This is a genomic window from Synechocystis sp. PCC 7509, from assembly GCF_000332075.2.
Classification (GTDB): domain Bacteria; phylum Cyanobacteriota; class Cyanobacteriia; order Cyanobacteriales; family Chroococcidiopsidaceae; genus Aliterella.
The window spans coordinates 626,739-646,753 of the sequence record NZ_ALVU02000001.1; the positions used below are offsets into that span (position 1 = coordinate 626,739).

At 40.7% G+C, this 20,015-nt stretch carries 18 protein-coding genes; 8 read left to right on the forward strand and 10 right to left on the reverse strand.

The window, feature by feature from the left end; genetic code table 11:
- Positions 1-120 precede the first annotated feature (120 nt).
- Positions 121-1,446, forward strand: a complete 1,326-nt coding sequence (gene argJ / locus SYN7509_RS0203250; RefSeq protein WP_009631249.1) for a bifunctional ornithine acetyltransferase/N-acetylglutamate synthase — start codon at positions 121-123, stop codon at positions 1,444-1,446.
- Positions 1,447-1,529: 83 nt separating this feature from the next.
- Here the strand turns inward: argJ and SYN7509_RS0203255 are convergent, their stop codons facing one another.
- Entirely contained in the window at positions 1,530-2,417 is an 888-nt protein-coding gene (locus SYN7509_RS0203255; RefSeq protein ID WP_009631250.1) for a mechanosensitive ion channel family protein, read from the reverse strand.
- A gap of 47 nt (positions 2,418-2,464) precedes the next feature.
- On the reverse strand, positions 2,465-2,689 hold the full coding sequence (locus tag SYN7509_RS28185) for a hypothetical protein (protein ID WP_071994143.1): 225 nt from the start codon (positions 2,687-2,689) through the stop codon (positions 2,465-2,467).
- A 382-nt stretch (positions 2,690-3,071) separates the two neighbouring features.
- Between SYN7509_RS28185 and uvsE the strand changes: the two genes are divergently transcribed.
- The gene (uvsE, locus tag SYN7509_RS0203260; RefSeq protein WP_009631251.1) at positions 3,072-4,001 is read left to right on the forward strand and encodes a UV DNA damage repair endonuclease UvsE; all 930 of its coding nucleotides are present in this window, start codon (positions 3,072-3,074) and stop codon (positions 3,999-4,001) included.
- A gap of 25 nt (positions 4,002-4,026) precedes the next feature.
- On the forward strand, positions 4,027-5,604 hold the full coding sequence (locus SYN7509_RS0203265) for an Hsp70 family protein (RefSeq protein WP_009631252.1): 1,578 nt from the start codon (positions 4,027-4,029) through the stop codon (positions 5,602-5,604).
- Here SYN7509_RS0203265 and SYN7509_RS0203270 read toward each other — a convergent pair.
- On the reverse strand, positions 5,596-6,249 hold the full coding sequence (locus tag SYN7509_RS0203270) for a glutathione S-transferase family protein (RefSeq protein ID WP_009631253.1): 654 nt from the start codon (positions 6,247-6,249) through the stop codon (positions 5,596-5,598). The genes SYN7509_RS0203265 and SYN7509_RS0203270 overlap by 9 nt on opposite strands.
- Before the next feature lie 34 nt (positions 6,250-6,283).
- Entirely contained in the window at positions 6,284-6,877 is a 594-nt protein-coding gene (locus SYN7509_RS0203275; RefSeq protein ID WP_009631254.1) for a 2OG-Fe(II) oxygenase, read from the reverse strand.
- A gap of 311 nt (positions 6,878-7,188) precedes the next feature.
- On the opposite strand from SYN7509_RS0203275, the gene SYN7509_RS0203280 reads away from it, so the two are divergent.
- Positions 7,189-8,418, forward strand: a complete 1,230-nt coding sequence (locus SYN7509_RS0203280; RefSeq protein ID WP_009631255.1) for a Na/Pi cotransporter family protein — start codon at positions 7,189-7,191, stop codon at positions 8,416-8,418.
- Here SYN7509_RS0203280 and SYN7509_RS0203285 read toward each other — a convergent pair.
- Positions 8,404-9,042, reverse strand: coding sequence for a bifunctional 4-hydroxy-2-oxoglutarate aldolase/2-dehydro-3-deoxy-phosphogluconate aldolase (locus SYN7509_RS0203285; RefSeq protein ID WP_009631256.1), 639 nt, complete (start codon positions 9,040-9,042; stop codon positions 8,404-8,406). The two genes, SYN7509_RS0203280 and SYN7509_RS0203285, sit on opposite strands and share 15 nt — an antisense overlap.
- 156 nt (positions 9,043-9,198) lie before the next feature.
- Here SYN7509_RS0203285 and SYN7509_RS0203290 point away from each other — a divergent pair, with 156 nt between their 5' ends.
- From SYN7509_RS0203290 to SYN7509_RS30890, 4 genes are all read left to right on the forward strand, one after another.
- Positions 9,199-10,026 (forward strand): DUF2382 domain-containing protein, encoded by an 828-nt coding sequence (locus SYN7509_RS0203290; RefSeq protein WP_009631257.1) that lies wholly within the window; start codon positions 9,199-9,201, stop codon positions 10,024-10,026.
- Positions 10,027-10,131: 105 nt separating this feature from the next.
- Positions 10,132-11,013: a DUF2382 domain-containing protein gene (locus SYN7509_RS0203295; RefSeq protein ID WP_009631258.1), complete on the forward strand. Its 882-nt coding sequence runs from the start codon at positions 10,132-10,134 to the stop codon at positions 11,011-11,013.
- A gap of 284 nt (positions 11,014-11,297) precedes the next feature.
- Positions 11,298-12,242: a DUF2382 domain-containing protein gene (locus SYN7509_RS0203300; protein ID WP_009631259.1), complete on the forward strand. Its 945-nt coding sequence runs from the start codon at positions 11,298-11,300 to the stop codon at positions 12,240-12,242.
- A 378-nt stretch (positions 12,243-12,620) separates the two neighbouring features.
- Positions 12,621-14,531: a YsnF/AvaK domain-containing protein gene (locus SYN7509_RS30890; RefSeq protein ID WP_227501466.1), complete on the forward strand. Its 1,911-nt coding sequence runs from the start codon at positions 12,621-12,623 to the stop codon at positions 14,529-14,531.
- A 76-nt stretch (positions 14,532-14,607) separates the two neighbouring features.
- On the opposite strand, the gene ftsH3 is transcribed toward SYN7509_RS30890, so the two are convergent.
- The 5 genes from ftsH3 to SYN7509_RS0203330 form a co-directional block, all read right to left on the reverse strand.
- The gene (ftsH3, locus tag SYN7509_RS0203310) at positions 14,608-16,446 is read right to left on the reverse strand and encodes an ATP-dependent zinc metalloprotease FtsH3 (RefSeq protein ID WP_009630197.1); all 1,839 of its coding nucleotides are present in this window, start codon (positions 16,444-16,446) and stop codon (positions 14,608-14,610) included.
- 130 nt (positions 16,447-16,576) lie between these two features.
- The gene (locus SYN7509_RS0203315) at positions 16,577-17,362 is read right to left on the reverse strand and encodes an aminotransferase class IV (RefSeq protein WP_009630198.1); all 786 of its coding nucleotides are present in this window, start codon (positions 17,360-17,362) and stop codon (positions 16,577-16,579) included.
- 199 nt (positions 17,363-17,561) lie between these two features.
- Positions 17,562-18,830, reverse strand: coding sequence for a glutamate-5-semialdehyde dehydrogenase (locus SYN7509_RS0203320; protein ID WP_009630199.1), 1,269 nt, complete (start codon positions 18,828-18,830; stop codon positions 17,562-17,564).
- Between the two features lie 3 nt (positions 18,831-18,833).
- Positions 18,834-19,241: a hypothetical protein gene (locus tag SYN7509_RS0203325; RefSeq protein WP_009630200.1), complete on the reverse strand. Its 408-nt coding sequence runs from the start codon at positions 19,239-19,241 to the stop codon at positions 18,834-18,836.
- Positions 19,242-19,307: 66 nt separating this feature from the next.
- Complete coding sequence (locus SYN7509_RS0203330; protein ID WP_009630201.1) at positions 19,308-20,015, reverse strand: M48 family metallopeptidase; 708 nt, start codon at positions 20,013-20,015, stop codon at positions 19,308-19,310.

A 20,015-nucleotide genomic window follows, 5' to 3' on the forward strand; every position in this document is an offset into this window, starting at 1 on the left:
ACTCTTTGTAAAAAAATCTTTTAGGTAAACATCCGAGTCTTTGTAATCTTTAAGTTGCGATCGCAATCCCCCCCACAAACGCTATAATGCCAAGCTAAACGAATGTACAGGCACAAAATAATGGCAGACTGGCACGAAATTAGCGGGGGTGTTACTGCTCCTAAAGGCTATCGGGCGGCAGGAATTAAGGCAGGTCTAAAACCTTCGGGTTTGCCAGATTTGGCGCTGATTTTATCCGATGTAGATGCGATCGCAGCAGGGGTTTTTACTACGTCCCAAGTCCGTGCTGCTTGCGTAGACTATTGCCGTCAGCTACTACAAGCTAAACCTAGCGCTCGTGCCATTCTCTGTAATGCTGGTCAAGCAAACGCTGCTACCGGTTCTCAAGGCTGGCTGAATGCTTTAGAAAGTGCCATGCTACTCGGTCAAGCTTTGGGCATTCCCTCAGAATCAGTGTTAATTGCTTCTACTGGAGTAATTGGTCAACAAATTAAAATGGAGGCAATGCGATCGGGTATTCCTCAACTCGTGGCGGCGGCTTCCAATACTGGCAGCGATGCGGCGGCGCAAGCTATTGTTACTACGGATTTAGTCACAAAATCTATTGCTCTAGAAACTACGTTTAGCGATCGCCCTGTACGCATTGGTGGCATCTGTAAGGGTTCGGGAATGATTCACCCCAATATGGCTACACTACTAGCTTTCGTAACCTGCGATGCGGTGGTTTCTCCGGCTCTATGGCAACAAATGTTAAGCCGCGCGGCAGATAAAAGTTTTAACCAAATTACGGTTGATGGCGATACAAGTACCAATGATGCTCTTATTGCTCTTGCTAATGGTCAATCTCGCACTCCGGCAATTACAGAAATGGGCACGGAAGCGGAAAAGTTAGAAGCAATGTTAACGGCTGTCTGTCAGCATTTGGCAAAGGCGATCGCTCGTGATGGTGAAGGCGCTACTTGTCTTATTGAGGTGCAAGTTTCTGGCGCTACTGATGAAAAATCTGCTCGGCAAGTTGCTAAAACTATTGTCGGTTCGGCTTTATTCAAATCTGCCGTTTTTGGACGCGATCCCAATTGGGGCAGGATTGCGGCAGCCGCAGGACGCGCTGGTGTCCCTTTTGAACAGGAGAACTTACGGATTATGTTAGGGGATTTTCTGTTAATGGAAAATGGTCAACCTCTAGCTTTCGATCGCGCCGCAGCAAGTAACTATATGAAACAAAAAGCTTCTAGCATTGTTCCAAATCAAGGAGTTGAGAAACTTAGTGCTTATAGTAATAGCGGTTTATCCGTTGAAGATGACCAAAGCGCTGCTAGTCGTTACTTAAAAGATGACACAATTTTAATTTCTGTCTGTATTGGCAATGGTTCGGGAACGGGTACGGCTTGGGGTTGCGATCTCAGCTACGATTACGTGAAAATTAATGCCGAATATACTACTTAAAACTCTGGCATTGCTGAAAAGATTGAAGACGTTGCAACGCAACGTCTCTACATTTAGATTCATATAATATCTTCTCAATTTCTTTACCCTAAATCGCTGCCTGCGGAGGTGGGAAAACGATCGCCTTCTTGCCCATTATTGTAATAATACAAAGTCCGAATCGGGTAGGGGATGGGAATCTCGGCTTGTTCGCAGGCGGTTTTTAGAGCAATAATTACACGAGTTTTGGTTTGGCGCACTTCGACTTTTTGCGGTAATGTCCAATAACGAATCATTAAATCTATAGAACTATCCCCAAACCCTACAGCGTCCACTTCTGGTAAAGGAGCGGCTAATACTCCTGGTACAGTAGCAACGGTTTTAACTAAAATATCTATTGCTTTAGTTAAAGGTGTATTGTAATCAATCCCTAATGCTAAATCTGTGCGGCGATGAGGCATTGCTGTAAGTACCTGCACGGGACTTGTAAATACAATAGAGTTGGGAATTACTACGCGCTCTCCTTGATAGGTCTTTATTTGAGTTGAGCGAATAGTAATATCCTCAATTGTTCCCTCATACTCGTTGACAATAATTTGATCTCCTAAGCGAAAAGGCTCGTTTAGTAACAATAATATTCCTGCTAAAAAGTTTTTGAAGATATCTTGAAAAGCAAAACCAATCGCTACCGAGCCTAAACCTAATAAGCCAACAATATCGCCCAATCCCAAATCGGGAAAAGCCATTACACAAGCAAATAATATTCCCGCTACCCAAGTTGCTACATAGCTAATTTGTGTTAGTAGCGATCGCAATGAATGGCTTTTTAGTACCCGTCTTCCCGTTGCTGTTGCTAGGCGCTTAGTAAAATTAGCAATATAACGAGTTATTAGGAGAATTACGATCGCAAACATTATCCCTGGTAAGGACTCAATAACACTACCAGTTAGCTTTAGTAAGCTTAGTTTGATTTCTTGTAGTAAGGCAGTCATAGGCTCAAACTTGTTTTGCCTAGAATTTTACTACTTACGTTGCTTATCTAGCTTGAAACTCTAGATGCAGGCTTCAAAAACAACCAGCTTACAAAAAAGAATGATGCGGTGAAAAGCTGCACTATATCTAATGCTGACAAATACCCGTCTGCAAAGGAAGCAATACTTCTATCGGTGATTCCAAACAACCAAGACGAAATACCAACCAACCAAATACCATTTCTCAGGCTATCTAAAAATGTTGTTGCTTCTGACGATTGCTTATTCTTCATTACGTTAGTCTTTTTTTGGAGATGAGTTTGTATTTAGATAGCTCTCTATTTAATGGCGCGAAACAAACTTATATTTTGTCCCCCCTTGGATTCTTACTTTAAGAAATGTCTCTTTTATTTGCCATTACTCTAAAGAAGTATTTAGATGTATTGACAAGTTACACCTTAACTATTATAGAAAATTATGCCGTGCTGTGGCGAATCCTAGGGATTTAGGATTATCTTCTTAAGCGATCGCCCAACGACAGAGCAATAGTTTGAACAAGTTTTTAAAATCTATCTAAAGATAGATGAATATTAAATTAATAAAAAATTCTGCCTTGGGATACTTAAAAAAGTAGTTAATGAATAGCTCTAATAAAGAAAAATCAAAAAGATATTCATGACTGCTGCTCAAATAAATAAAAAAATCCTGGTAAATCAACCAAACTTAGGATTAGTCTGTGTTACAGCTTCTAAAGACATTCGCTATCGCACAATTACCCGTACTCGCTACTTAAAACTAAGCGATGGCGATCGCCAAACAACTCTCACAAATCTTTATAGTGACAATATTAGTCGTCTAGATAAAGCTGTAGATTTTTGTCAGCAACACTCAATCAAGCTTTATAGGCTACCTTCTGGTTTGTTTCCGATGAGCGATTGGGAAGACAATATCGGCGAAACAATCCTGGAATCAATGAGCGCGCAATTAGCTTTAATTGGCGAAAAAGCTCAGAAATTAGGCATTAGATTAGTATCTCATCCCGATCAATTTGTGGTTTTAAGTTCCGATTCTGAGCAAGTATTGGCAAATAGCATCAAAATCTTAGAAGGACACGCAAAAGTCTTTGATTTACTAGGTTTACCGCGAAGTCCTTGGGCATTAATGAACATTCACGGCGGAAAATCGCAAAGAATAGATAGGTTGGTTGAAGTTTTAGCACAGTTACCTACTTATATCCGCGATCGCTTAACCTTTGAAAATGACGAATACTCTTATAGTTCCGCAGAGATTTTAGAAGTATGCAATAGATCCGGCGTACCGATGGTATTTGATGCTCATCATCACATTTGCCACGAAGGTTTGACAACCTATGACGATCCCTCGGTAACTGAAATGTTTTATGCAGCAAGAGAAACTTGGAGTAACTCAGATTGGCAATTAGTACATATTTCTAACGGACAAAATAGTTTTAGCGATCGCACTCATAGCGATTTTATTACCGATATGCCTAGTGTGTACCGTCAAGCACCTTGGATCGAAATAGAAGCTAAAGCTAAAGAAGAAGCGATTTCCCGCGTAGAAGCCGAATGGCTTATGAGAAAATAATTTTAATTCCGCCGCACCGCTATCTATGTTTGCAATCGATTTTGGTACAAGTAATACCTGTGTAACTCGCATTAATCCCGTCACCGGACAATCGGAAACTGTCAGCATTCCGGGCTTATCTCAGCAAATCGGGGCAAATCCGCCTTTAATTCCTAGCTTAGTATATGTAGAAAATGCCGCCGAAGGTAAAGTATTAATTGGGCAACAAGTGCGCGATCGCGGTTACGATAGCAAAAACGATCCAAGATTTTTCCGCAGTTTCAAACGCGGTATTGGCGCAAATATTCAGGGCTTTTTACCAGAATTAGACGGGCAAATTATCACCTTTGAGCAAATCGGGACATGGTTTTTGACTAATCTAATTTCCCAACTAGGAAGTATAGAATCTTTAGTTTTAACTGTACCTGTAGATAGCTTTGAATCTTACCGTCACTGGCTGGGGGAAACTTGCCAAACTTTGCCTATAGAGCAAGTTAGAATGCTTGATGAGCCTACCGCCGCCGCTTTAGGTTATGGTATGGCAGATAAAGAAAATTTGCTAGTAATTGATTTTGGCGGCGGTACTTTAGATTTATCTTTGGTACGTCTAGATGCAAGCATCCAAGCGGGTAAAACTACTTTAGGCTTTTTACTCAAATTCGGGCAAAAATCCTTAGCTGAAAAATCTGGACAAAAGTTAAAAACCGCTCGTGTTTTAGCTAAAGCTGGGCAAAATTTGGGCGGTACAGATATTGATAACTGGTTAGTTGAATACTTTGCTAAAACTCAAGGATTAGCCGCTACATCGTTAACAGCTAGGTTGGCGGAGCGGGTAAAAATTCAACTATCTTCCCAAACTCAAGCAAGCGAAGTTTATTTTGATGACGAAACCTTAGACAGCTATGAATTAGAACTAAACCGCGATACTTTAGAAACCATCCTTGAAGAACATCAGTTTTTTGAGCAACTAGACGAATGTATGACGCAGCTATTGTATCAAGCGCGGCGACAAGGTTTAGAAATTGCCGATATCAATGCAGTGCTGTTAGTTGGCGGTACTTCGCAAATGCCTGTAGTGCAAAATTGGGTGCAAAAGTATTTCGATCCAGCGTTAATAAGTAACAAAAAACCCTTTGAAGCGATCGCATCTGGCGCACTCCAACTTACTCAAGGCGTAGAAGTAAAAGACTTTCTTTATCACAGTTACGGTGTCCGTTATTGGGATCGGCGCAACAATCGCCACAATTGGCATCCTTTAATTAAAACCGGACAACCGTACCCAATGCAAGATCCGGTAGAGCTAGTATTAGGCGCTTCGGTTGAAAATCAACCAAGTATTGAATTAATTATTGGTGAATTGGGAAGCGAAACGGGAGCAACCGAGGTTTTTTATGACGGCGAAATGTTGATTACTCGTCGCCAAAAAGATAGTCAAATTCAAGTACAGCCATTAAATGACAAAGCCGCCTCCATTGCTCAATTAACGCCGCCAGGATTTCCCGGAAGCGATCGCATTCGGGTTTTATTTTACGTTGACTCCCAGCGTTTTTTGAGAATGACTGTTGAAGACTTGCTTACAAATCAAACTTTGCTAGAAGCTCGATTAGTTACGCAGCTAAGTTAATTTACTTTTGCGCTTGATTTGGAGTTGAACCCACTTTTGCCATCGCTGAAAGCTAGGATCGTCCGATCTAGTTTGTTGCCAAGATGGGCGATTGCTAATACGTTCTCGCCAAGCGTCTAAGCAAGGATAGCCATTTAACGAAACTCCCAAACGGTAAAAGAGTGGAATCGTCGCACCTGCCACAATATCACCAAGATTTAGGCGATCGCCTCCAAAATACGTTTTTCCTTGTAACTCATCATCCAAAAATTGCCAAGCCGTAGCTAGGCGCGTCTGAACAGCACTAGATAAAGGCTGTTGTTCGGCATTAACAACGGCGATCAAATTTGGCATCAATTCGTTTACGGCGACTTGTTGCACCATCCGCATTTTAGTAATTGCTTGAATCTCGGTAGGTATTAAAGCTAGATCGGGATAGCACAGTTCAAGATATTCTAAAATTGCTATTGATTCAAATACCCGAAAATCACCATCTACAATTACAGGTACATGGTGAAAAGGATTCATTGTCAAAAATTCCGGCTCAAACTGCTTACCAGTTCCTAGATTAACCTCAATAAGCTGGTAGGGAATCTGTTTTTCTAATAGTAGAAGCCATACGCGCCGCGAAATTGGGGAAAGTGGGTGGTAATAAAATTTCAGCATAGGAAACTTCTTTTAAAAATCTAAAAATATAACTCTATTTCAATTTTCTCGACTCAATAGTAAATTCTGGAATTTGCTCAAGTTCTCGCTCTACAAGATTATACTGTTCGCAAACTAAACTTAAACGATTAGAAACTGCACTTTTAACTTCATTTACTGAGTGCGTCAAATCTCCTTGAAAAAGCACCAAAGTATTGTATTGCGGCTTTATACAGCCAACTTGTTTTTTACCGTGACGCAACACTAATTCGCCACCTTCCAACTCTGAGGAAACTTGCACGTATAAGACGCTAACCATAGCAGGAGGAGCGATAGTTTTACAATACGATCGCAAACTCCGATCTATGTGCGGATCGACCCGCGAACCCTGGTTTAACACCAAAGGATTGAGATAAAAAGCATTACAATCCTCTTGCAAAGCAACGTTCAGATAGTTTTTAAAAAAAGGAAAGCAACGCTCAACTTCGCTAATATGCGACTTCTGAAACACTACAGAAAACCCCTTAGTTGCTATAAAGTCGCGGTTGAGATTGTTAACTGCTAAGTATGGACACGCTAAAATCCTGGCTTGTAACTTTGTAAGGTAGTTAGGCTTAAATGTATTCTGTGTGGTGCTGTAATAACTCATGAATCGGTCTTGTTTAGCCTTTGATTGAGGTAGGAAAACTAATTTTTGATTGCATACTTATAACAAAAATAAAGTATTAGCTGATACTTTTTATTTGAAATTTGAAACTTTTTTGTAAATAAAAACAATCGGAACTAAGTAGAGTGATAATTATTAGAAATTGTTTAATTTAAGGTTAATTAATGGCTGAATTTTGTTTAAAAATACTTTAAGACTATTAAATATATGACTTATTGAATAAAAGGATCTTATCAAAACTTTTTATGCTTGTATGGACATCTCGTAATGTTATTTAAGTAGCATTTTTGATTGTGTTTGTTAAGAAAAAAAATAACAGTCAAGTCCTTAAGTTTCTAAGCATTAGTCTTTTAGTTGCCGCTTTAATTACCTCTCCTTCTTTAGCTAATAGAACGCTGCAATTGTTTTCTGGCTTACCAGGTGTGGAATACAGTACCCAAGCTTCTACTTTAGCTCAGTCTCAACAATCCGAGGCGAAAATTAACTTTGAAATTGCTCAAGCGCCAAACCCAACTAACGAAAAAGAAGCAGAAGAAGAAATTATCGACTTTTTTGCAATGGCTATGGGTGCATTAGCAGGTTTAGTCCTGTTTATCTACGGTGTGACGCGCCTAGCCGAAGGATTAGAAGACATGGGAAGCGATCGCATGAAAAATATACTTGCCAAATTTACCACTAACCGTTTTGCGGGAGTTGCAACGGGAACTGTAGCCACAACATTACTTGAATCATCGTCCGTTACTATCATTATGGTAATTGCGATGGTAAGTGCGGGAGTATTGACCTTTGTGCAATCTCTTGGCGTGGTTTTGGGTTCAAATATTGGGACTGCTGTAGGCGCTCAAATCATTTCCCTTGACATAGATAAATATATTCCAATTTTGATGTTTGGAGGCTTGCTACTACTGTTTGTAGGTAAAGGACAAACACTAAAAACTCTCGGTATTGTGCTGTTAGGATTTGGCTTAATGTTTTATGGTTTAGAAGCCATTGACGAAGCAATGAAACCGTTTAGAGAGTACCAGCCTTTTCTTAATTTAATGAAATCTCTCGCTCAAAATCCGCTCTTAGGGGCGCTAGTTGGAGCAATTTTTACAATAATTATTCAATCTTCTTCCGCCACTGTAGCAATTGTAGTTACTTTGGCAGGTTCGGGCTTAATTTCTCTACCCGCAGGTATTGCTATTATGTTAGGTGCAGAAATTGGTACTTGCGCCGATACCCTCGTAGCAACCATTGGGCGCGGTCGTCCCGCACTGCGAACTGGGGTGTTTCATTTGCTATTCAATTTGGTAAGTGTGGCTTTAGGACTGTTGTTTGCGCCGCTATTAGTACAATTAGTCTCATCAATATCTGGCGATGATGTCGGTCGTCAAGTAGCTAACGCTCAAATTATATTCAACGTCATGGGCGTAGTTGCAGTTATTGGTTTTCTGCCCATCATAGCGAGACTGCTAGAAAAATTTATTCCCGATGTCGCCAGTGATCGCAAATTGCAGCCAGAAAAATTACTTTCCCGTTAGCTGTTTCAGCAAATTTTGACATCGAAGTGCGATCGCCTCCCAATCTCGCTTTACAACTAACTCCTGGGGAAATAACTCTCTAGAAAGTCCAATAGCGCTCGCACCTGCTAATAAAAAACTCTTAGCATTATCTACCGTCACCCCTCCAGTCGGAATTAACGGTATATGTCCAAGCGGTGCTTGCAGGCTTTTAATGTAGCTTGCTCCCCCCACTGCTTGCACGGGAAACACTTTTACACAACTTGCGCCAGCATTCCAAGCTGTTACAATCTCCGTTGGTGACAGCGCTCCCGGTATAATCGGTATATCTCCCGATGCTTCAATCATTGCTATATCGGTATGGGGTGTAAATAAAAATTGCGCTCCCGATGCGATCGCTTTTCTTTGTTGCTCTAGAGTCAAAAGCGTTCCCGTACCTATCGTACAGCCTGGCAACTCGTCACGCAATTGGGAAATTGTTTCGGATGCGCGATCGCTATTCCAAGTAATTTCGATTAGTTTTACTCCCCCTTTAGCTACAGCAAAAGCCATTTGCAACGCTAAATCTTTATTGCTAGAGCGTATAACTGCAATTACTTTATTTTTTTGTAACAAAGCTAACCAGTTTTGGTTAGATATTTTCATTATTTGAAATACCTATACTGAAAAGTAATTTTAAATTTTGGATTACAACTTTTATTCAGCCTAAAGATCGAGTTATTTCAGCCATCAGAAGGATGAAGATATTTATATATATTTTTACTGTATATAGGTAAGTATTATTTTGTATTAAATAAAACGATGCCTCTTTATAAGCTCGAAGACTTCGATGCAAACTACCGTCAAACCTTTAATGGAGAAGACGTTAAATCAATGGCTCTCTATACTGAAGGTGGTAATCATATTGGTAAAGTAGCCGATGCTTTAGTAGATAATGAAGGCAAGTTTCGGTATTTGGTCATTGATACAGGTATGGAATATTCTGGCAAACAAATATTACTACCAATTGGTCTATCCCGAATTGATTATAACGCCCAACAAGTCTATGTAGATGGTTTAAGTAGAGAGCAAGTAGCCCACTTACCAGAGTATAGCGATCGCATTGTAGTAGATTACGATTATGAAGAACAGGTGCGTGGCATCTATCGCGATCAAAATACTTCCTCAATCCAATCTAGCGATCGTGATACTTACAGTTATCAGCAAGAACCTTCTTTGTATGATTTAAGCAACCAAAATCACCAGATTTTCAAGTTATACGAAGAAAGATTAATTGCTAACAAAAATCGAGTTAAAACTGGCGAAGTAGCTGTTAGCAAGCATATAGAAACTGAAACAGCAACAGTTTCTATACCAATTACAAAAGAAAGAGTTCTAGTTGAACGCGCCACACCTTCAACTATAGGTCAAATAGTTACACCTAGCGAAATGGATTTTCAATCTGGTGTGATAGCTCGTATAGAATTGTACGAAGAAAAACCAGAATTTCGTAAAGAAACTTTTATCCGTGAAGAAGTCCGCATTACAAAAATTGTCGATAAAGATACCGTGGAAGCTCAAGAGACAATTCGCCGAGAAGAATTAGATATAAATACTGAAGGTAATCCAAACATAACTTTAGATTCGTAGATCATAAACAACGATATTTATGTTTTAAGTATTGTTGTTTATTAACTTGAAAATTTGCTTAAGCAACTCAAAAACACAGCGTAACATAAAATTGGATATTAATACATGACACTCTATAAATTAGACGAATTTTACCCTAACTATCAAGAAGAATTGTTTGATGGCGAAGATATAAAAGGACTTGATGTATATGCCGGAAAATCGGATGATAAAATTGGCAGTATAGAAAATGCTTTAGTAGACGAGCAAGGACGCTTACGTTATTTTGTAATTGATACAGGGTTTTGGATTTTTGGCAAAAAAGTCCTATTACCTGTTGGTAAATGTCATATTGATGCCAAAGCAAAACGGATAAATGCCATTGGTATTTCCCATAAAAAGCAAATAGAAGACTTACCAGAATATCACGAGAGCAAAATTATCGATCGTCAACACGAAGAGCAAGTAAAAAAAGCTTATCACCCGCCGTTAATGAAGTCTTTAGAAGAACCTAGTTTAACCGCAACTTATTCAAGTCCCCCCCCGGTGGAAGCAAGAAGTCACCCTAATTATGATTATCAACAAGAGCCATCTTTATACAATTTAGATTCTGACAACCATCAAACTCTAAAATTGTACGAAGAAAGGTTAGTTACTAATAAAAAACGTCAGCAAACTGGAGAAGTAGTTTTAGCCAAGCACGTTGAAACCGAAACTGCTAGTGTTTCCCTACCTTTAGAAAAAGACCGAATCATTATTGAGCGTAGCACCCCTAAAAATATAAATGCAGCTTCGGTTAGAGATGCAAATTTTCAAGAGGGAGAAATAGTTAGGATGAAAGTTTATGAAGAAACCGCAGATGTTCATAAAGAGGCTTTTGTCCGCGAAGAAGTAACAATTAAAAAAGCAGTAGATATTGATACAGTTAAAACTCAAGAAACGTTACGCAGAGAAGAACTAGACATTGATACAAAAGGTTCTTTAGATATTGATACACAAAATAGTTAGGTATCACCTATCTGAAAAATAGACAAGCATTTCTAAGGAGTTTAGAAGTGCTTGTCTATGTCTATTTATTGTTTCTAGTGAAGCTCGGCGCAAGTAATTCTACTAATGAGTTACCGTGTACAAATAATTTTTTATATGAAATTTGTTAACTTTTGTTAATACTAAATATCTATCTTTTGTAAATAATTGACCTTAGCTAATTCTTTCGTTAGGAAGATGAAGAAAAGCTAATAAATTAATAAATTAGTCAAGTATCGAGATGAAAAAAATAGAGGTTTTACATTATGGCATTAGTAAAAATTTCAGATTACGATCCAGACTATCGCGATAGCCTTGGTGGTTCTGATCTTAAAGGTATGGGAGTTTATACTCAAGCAGATGAAAAAATTGGCACTATCCATGATGTTTTAGTAGACGAAGACGGACAGTTTCGTTATTTAGTAATAGATTTAGGTTTTTGGATTTTTGGTAAGCAAGTTTTGTTACCAGTGGGACGTTCTCAAATCGATCAAGATAGCGATCGCGTATATGCAGTGGGTATGACTAGAGAGCAAGCGGAAAACCTACCAGAATTTAGCGATCGTCTAGCTTTGGATCACGACTACGAGGAAAGCGTTAGAAACGTATACCGCACACCTGCCGTCGGAGCGTCTACAAGTGCAGTAACAGACACGGCTGCACCACTAGATGCTGCTATGCCTTTAGAAGCCTCTGCACCTCTGGATATGCCCTCTACGGCTGCTATGACCGGAGCTAGTGCCACTCCCGCTTATACTCGCGACACTTACAACTATCAAAACGAGCCAGAATTGTTTGATGTCAATCAAACTAATAACCAAACCCTCAAACTGTATCAAGAACGCCTAATTGCTAACAAAAAGCGTGTGAAAACAGGAGATGTTACTGTAGGCAAGCACATTGAAACTGAGATAGCCCAAGTATCTGTACCAATTGAGAAAGAGCGCGTTGTCATTGAGCGCATTACTCCAACCAATGCGGGAGTAGCTGTCAGCCCAGGCGAAGCAACCTTCCGCGAAGGAGAAGTTGCTCATGTTGAAATCTATGAAGAAACTGCCGACATTCACAAAGAAGCCTTTGTAAGAGAAGAAATTAAGGTAAGAAAAGAAGTAGAGAGCGAAACCGTTGAAGCCAAAGAGACATTGCGCCGTGAAGAATTAGATATTAATACTGGTGGAATCCCGGTTGATGAACGCCGCGATCGCATCTAAGCTAGATTAGCAACTTTCAATAGTCGAGTATAAGCTGTGGTCAAATAGCTTTCTAGCTAGACTCGTGCAGGCAGGGCATAAGATATGCCCTGCCTGCACTTTTGCAGGTAGAATACACTCATAATAATTGTCAATTTGCTTTCTCTGAAGTTATCATTTGTTCTTATTGAACCGTTTGAAAAAATAAACACAAAAAATCATTAGGTAGTATTAATTATGAATAGTTCAGATCGTGATTTTTCTAATTACCAAGATAATAATCAACCAAATACTGAGTCTTCTAATACACAGGACGACTCTAAGGATCAAGAGGATAAAAGTATTGATTCTTTATTTGAATTGACAAATTTTGCTAACCAATCATCTGATGATGATTTAATGAGCTTATTTGAAAATTCTGGGATGCCAGAAACAGATAATCCAGAGATGATGTCAACGGCAGAACATACTGATTTATTCAATACCCCTGAAATGCCAGGAGAAACAAGCGAACTAGACTTGTTTAATACTCTCGAAACGATGTCAATGGGAGAAAATACTGACTTGTTTAATACTCCTGAAATGCCAGGAGAAACAAGCAACATGGACTTGTTTAACACTCCCGAAATGATGTCAATGGAAGAAGAAACAAGCGATATGGACTTGTTTAATACTCCTGAAATGATGTCAATGGGAGAAAATACTGACTTGTTTAATACTCCTGAAATGATGTCAATGGGAGAAAATACTGACTTGTTTAATACTCCTGAAATGCTAGGAGAAACAAGCGACATGGACTTGTTTAACACTCCCGAAATGTCAGGAGAAACAAGCGATATGGATCTATTGGCGACTCCCGAAATGATGTCAATGGCAGAAAACACTGACTTGTTCAATACTCCTGAAATGATGTCAATGGGAGAAGACACAAGCGACATGGACTTGTTTAATACTCCTGAAATGATGTCAATGCCAGGAGAAACAAGCGACACTGAATTGTTCAATACTCCTGAAATGATGTCAATGGGAGAAGAGACAAGCGATATGGATCTATTGGCGACTCCTGAAATGATGTCCATGGGAGAAAATACTGAATTGTTTAATACTCCTGAAATGATGTCCATGGGAGAAGACACAAGTGACATGGATCTATTGGCGACTCCTGAAATGATGTCCATGGGAGAAGACACAAGCGAAATAGATTTGTTCAATACTCCTGAAATGATGTCCATGGGAGAAGACACAGACTTGCTTGTGACTCCTGAAATGATGTCCATGGGAGAAGACACAAGTGACATGGATCTATTGGCGACTCCTGAAATGATGTTGATGGGAGAAGACACAGACTTGCTTGTGACTCCTGAAATGATGTCCATGGGAGAAGACACAAGCGAAATAGATTTGTTCAATACTCCTGAAATGATGTCCATGGGAGAAGACACAGACTTGCTTGCGACTCCTGAAATGATGTCCATGGGAGAAGACACAAGTGACATGGATCTATTGGCGACTCCTGAAATGATGTTGATGGGAGAAGATACAGACTTGCTTGTGACTCCTGAAATGATGTCCATGGGAGAAGACACAAGCGAAATAGATTTGTTCAATACTCCTGAAATGATGTCCATGGGAGAAGACACAGACTTGCTTGTGACTCCTGAAATGATGTCCATGGGAGAAGACACAAGCGAAATAGATTTGGTTGCTTATCACAACAACTTAGCAACAGAAACCAACGATATAAGCCAACTTACAGAAGTGATGGCAAATGATGTTGAGGACGAACAAGATTTAAGTCAACAGTCAGAAACAACCGAAGAAACAAATGATATGAATTTGGGTTTAGGTTTAGGAATAGCAGCAATAGCCACAGGTGCAAGTATTCCTTTACTAGAGGAAAGGTTGATAGTAGATGTTAATAAGCAAAAAATTGGCGAAGTAGTTGTTAGAAAAGAAATTGAAACTGAAATGATCCAAGTTCCAATTAGACGAGAAAAATTGATTATAGAACAAGTAGGTGAAGAAACTATCCAACTTGCAGAGATCGATTTAGGACAAAGTGAAATTCAAGGAGTTGATTTAGCCACAAATACAAGTCAAGTTTCAACCGTAACTAAAACTAATGAACTGATCGTATCCGGCGAATTTACCTCTGCTAAAATAGCAAGCTTGCTCCTAAATGCGATCGCATTAGAACGCCGTCAAGGATGCAAAAAAATCAGCATCCAAATCGTTGTAGATGATGCCGAACGCCAGCAAACCTATCAAGAGTGGGTAAACCGTTGCTCCATTAAGCCATCACAAAACTAAAAATCTTCCTGACAATCGCATCAAAAAAGCAGGGTAATTCTAGTTTTAGAATTACCCTGCTTTGTATATCAGTTGCTTATGCTAACGATGCAGTTTTTACATCGCTATTGGCTAACAACTCTTGTAACTCATCCGCGTCTACAGTCTCTTTTTCAATTAGCATATTTGCTAAAGTATCGAGAATGTGACGATTGCTAACTAGCACTTCTTTTGCTCTACGGTAAGCTACATCTACAAGCTTGCGTACCTCGTCATCAATAGCGGCGGCGGTTTCTTCAGAGAAATCGCGCTCGGCGACAATATCCCGACCGAGGAACATATTACCTTGCTGACGACCTAAAGCAACTTGCCCTAGGCGATCGCTCATGCCAAATCGAGTTACCATTTGACGCGCTACTCTTGCTACTTGTTGCAAGTCATTAGATGCGCCTGTGGTCACTTCTTCCTCACCAAAGATCAATTCTTCAGTAATGCGACCACCCAAAGCTACAGCCATTTGATTCTCTAAGTAAGAGCGGCTGTATAGTCCGGTATCCATGCGGTCTTCACTAGGAGTAAACCAAGTTAAACCACCTGCACGACCACGAGGAATAATGCTAATTTTCTGTACGGGATCGTAGTCTGGCATTAATGCACCAACTAAAGCATGACCTGCTTCGTGGTACGCTACCAAAGTTTTGCGCTTTTCGCTCATTACCCGGTCTTTTTTCTCTGGGCCAGCTAGTACGCGATCGATCGCATCATTAACTTCATCCATCGAGATTTCGGTCAAACTGCGCCGTGCTGCCAAAATTGCCGCTTCATTGAGCAAGTTAGCCAAATCAGCACCTGTAAACCCAGGAGTACGCCGAGCAATTCTGTCTAGGTCAACATCTTTAGCTAAAGTTTTGCCGCGAGAGTGAACTTTGAGAATTTCCGCGCGTCCTGCGTAATCGGGACGATCTACCACCACTTGGCGATCGAAACGACCTGGACGTAGTAAAGCTGAATCTAGAACATCGGGGCGGTTGGTTGCTGCAATTAGAATAATTCCCGTATTACCTTCAAAACCATCCATTTCTGTAAGCAACTGGTTTAAGGTTTGCTCTCTTTCATCATTACCGCCGCCTAAACCTGCACCCCGTTGGCGACCTACAGCGTCGATTTCATCAATAAATACGATACAAGGAGCGTTAGCTTTGGCTTGCTCGAACAGGTCGCGGACGCGGGACGCACCCACACCGACGAACATTTCCACAAATTCCGAACCAGAGATAGAAAAGAAAGGAACCCCGGCTTCTCCAGCTACCGCACGTGCTAAAAGGGTTTTACCAGTTCCGGGAGGCCCAACTAGCAGTACGCCTTTAGGAATTTTTGCCCCTACCGCCGTGAAACGGTCAGCATTTTTGAGAAAGTCTACAACTTCGTTTAACTCAAGTTTTGCTTGGTCGATTCCCGCCACATCACCAAAAGTTATTTGGGTTTGCGGTTCCATTTGAACTCTAGCTTTTGACTTGCCAAAATTCATTGCTTGACTTCCGGGCCCACTTTGAGCGCGTCGGAGCAAGAAAAATAAGCCAACCAATAGCAGCACTGGCACAAATATACTGCTGAGGACTCTAAACAAAGTGCTATCGTCAGCTTGGGGTGAAACTACTATATCAACGTTATTTTTACTCAATATATCGATTAAGTCAGGATCGTTGAGTAAGTTTACTATTTTCTTTTCGCCATCTTGAGGTGTTACTTGCGCTCTAGTGCGATCAGCACTAAGACTTACTCGCTCAACTTTGCCTTGTTGAACTTCTTGAATAAATTGGCTATAGCGCCATGTCTCTCGGCTTTGAGGTTGTTTTTCAAAAAATGCTGTTCCCAATGCTAAAACTACAATGCCTAGCAGAACGTACAGCCCCGCGTTTCTCCAGCGTTTATTCACCGAGGTCTTTCCTCCTAACCTTAGTTAACTTATGAAGGTCTTTATAAGTTAAATGTTAACTATTCTTAATCTACCTTAGAATCACAGGAGTTGCCCATGTTAGGGATCGGGCTTTGGCAATAGAGCTTTTTTACTCGATAAACAAGTCTTGAAGGAGCTTCAAAGCTGGATGTTGAACTTCGTAGTGCTTTTGAGTTGATAGTGATGCGATCGCCCTAATCGGCATAATCTCCACCACACTATTACTATAACAAATCGTTTCAAAGCCTTGCACCAACTCCTGTTGCCAAGGTTTTTGTTTTACTTCTAAGTTTTGCTCTTGCAACCAGTTAATTAATTGACTTCGCACTATTCCCGGCAAAATTCCCGCTTTTAAGGGTGGTGTCCACCAACAATTATCTTTCCAGCCCCACAGGTTTCCGGTGCTAGTCTCCAACCATTCCCCGCTACTAGATACCAAAATCGCCTCTTGCGCCGAGTTTTTTCTAGCTAAGTTCTGCGCCAACCATGCACTTAGATAATTTCCGGTTTTATGAGCAGCAAGGCTTCGGACTAATTCTATAGTATAAGCCGCTCTACCATATTTTTGTTCTTTTGTCAAATCTGCGGGTAATTCTCTCCCAATAATCCATTCGCGCCCATCGGGAAATAAAGTAAGGCGGAGAATAGGGAAGTATTGCAGCATTGCTTTTGCTCCTTGTTTTACTTGCGTCCAATGGGGTTGTTGCCAATCAAAAGCTTGTAAACTTGCCGATAAGCGATCGCAATGTGCCGCCCAGTTAGTCAACCTTGAGTCTAGGGAGTGCTGATATACGCGCATAGTTGTAAATACCGTTGCGCCATATAGTAGCCCCGGATCGTCAATTGCCAATTCCAGCGTATTCCCTGCAACTAAGCCACCGTTATACCAAAACATATTAAAGTCCGCAAAACCCAGAAAGAGCTACTTCCCAAGAACTTGCGAACCTACAGACAAGACCCTTTTGCAGGGGGTTTGGGGGACGAGTTGCCTCCCCCAATGGGGGGTTTGGGGGGCAGACCCCCCAATTCCTGGTTTTTCTTAAAGTAAGCCTCAAACGCTTAACCTTGATATGCAAAAGAACTATAAAAATACTTTAAAGCCTGCCATTACCTTGAACAATATGTTTAAGCGTGGTTAGAGTTTCCAAACTAATTAAACCGCGCCTTTGTCCTTTTTGATTAGACATCCCCAAAAACACCGAATCGCCGTGGGATGGATTGCGGGAAAAGCGAGGCGAAGCATTGATATAAGTAGAAGCGCTACTTACACCCAAGGCAAAATAACGGCTTTCTTGGTAAGACTCAGTAACAATACAATCAGCATGACCGCTACTATGCAAATTAATCAGCGCGATCGCTTCCTCCAAATCATTGACGACTTTAAAAGCCACAATTTTTTTTAAATAAGCGCGATCCCACTCCTCATCCTCCGCTAACTTTAAGTCAGCAAAAGCCTTACAAAGTTCCTCATCGCCTCTAATTTCAAAACCTTTTTCTTTTAAACTATTCCATAAAGTTACCAGCGACGACGGTTGGCTAGAGCGATGAATTAATACTTTTTCAATAGCATTTACAGGATCTGGCTGGCTTTGATGGCTATCTAAAATCATTGATTTCACCATTTCCAAACCCCCCGACACCGCCCAATACAAATAACAATTGCCCATCGCCGTTTTTAATACCGGGGCGGTAGATTGGCGCATTACCTGCTGTACCATACTCGGACGACCGTAGGGAATGACTAAATTTATGTACCGATCTTGAACGATTAAATCTCTAACTACCGCACTCCCGCCTTCTGTACCTAGCAACTGTACGCTTCCACTAGGCAAATCTGTTTCATCTAAGGCAGATTTAAGCGCTTTGGCGATCGCTTCATTAGAATGACTAGCTTCGCTACTACCGCGCAAAATTAAACTATTACCCGTTTTAATACATAATCCCGCCGCGATCGCTCCCAATTCTGGAAATGCCTCATAAATTAGCGCAATTACTCCCAAAGGCATCAATTGGCAGTAAGTTTGCGAGTCTTGAAGTTGATATTCGGCGTTTCTAACTCGGCGTAAAGGATCAGGTAACTTCCCCAACCGCTCTAAAATTTCTATAGTTGCTTGTAAGCGTTCTGGGGTCAACTTCAGCCAATCTAAAATTAGCTCTGGGACTGCCATTTCCCGACTAGCTTCTAAGTCTAGGGTATTGGCTTCTAAAATGTCATTGACGGAGTTTTTAAGAGCTTGCGCCATAGCGGAAACGGCGTTATTGCGATCGCCTCCCTTGGTAATGCTTAACTTCAAAGACGCTCGATAGGCGCGTTCTACTGTAACCATAGGTTCAATATTTGCAGCCACATTATCTGTCGTCATTTATTAACGCCTGTAAGTCAGCCAATGTATAAATGCTGGTATTATAGCCACAATTACGGCAATCATCGCCCAGATTAAGAAGTTTGCCCCACTTGGTACTTTTAATGCCGATGGCAACCAGACAAGTAGCAATATGACGATTGCTCCTAGAGCTATAGGTAAATAACTTTGCTTTAAGTGCGATTGAGCCGTTATCCACCGATTTCCTACCCATCGCCAACTTGGTTTGTGGGGGTAGGTTGTTGCTAGTTGCTCTAAAGCATAGCCATTTTCTTCTACTACAAAGATTTTTTGACAGCGATCGCATCCCATCGCCTCAGTTAGCACAATTGGAATCAACCGCCCTTGACGGCGACACGGACAAGGATAGTCGGTATTGAGATCAATTTTTTGCGGCTTTTGAGATTGCACGAGAAGTCGCACTGCCTAAATTAATAGTTTTTCTTGAGTGTAGCTGAAATATATTTGTATATAAACCTAATAAATCCAATTTTCATCGGCTAAGGGTTCGCGTTTGAGGAGATCGCGGTATAGCTTCCACTGAGGGAGGTATTTATCCATATAAGCTTTAAAGCGATCATTGTGATAGCGTTCTAGTAAGTGTACCAATTCGTGAACTACAACGTACTCCAGACATTCGAGGGGTTTTTTCGCTAGTTCCAAGTTTAGCCAAATGCGGCGCTGAGTAATGTTACAGCTTCCCCACTTTGTTTTCATTTTTTTTATTCCCCAGTCCTCAATCTCCTTACCAATTATTACTTGCCAGCGATTTAGTAAGGTGGGAATTTGAGCTTGTAGCTGATGGCGATACCATTGATTTAGTACCAATTCTCGATTTTGGGTGGAAGTACCGGGATTAACAAAAAGTTGGAGAGTGTTGTTACTTGCGATCGCAATTTCATGAGTTCCCCGGCGTTCAATTACGTCAAGACGGTAACGTTTACCAAACAAATAATGGCTTTCCCCTGTAACCATTTCCCGCGCTGATTGGCGAGGTTGAGCTTCAAACTTGGCTTGTTGTTTTTTAATCCAACCTAAGCGAGAAATCACAGCTAGACGTATATTGTCATCAGATAGATGCTTTGGTACAGCTACCCGGACGCGACCATCGGGGGGATAGACGGATAGATGCAGGTTTTTAATAGATTTCCGTACTATTTGCACAGGTATACCGCTAACTAACAT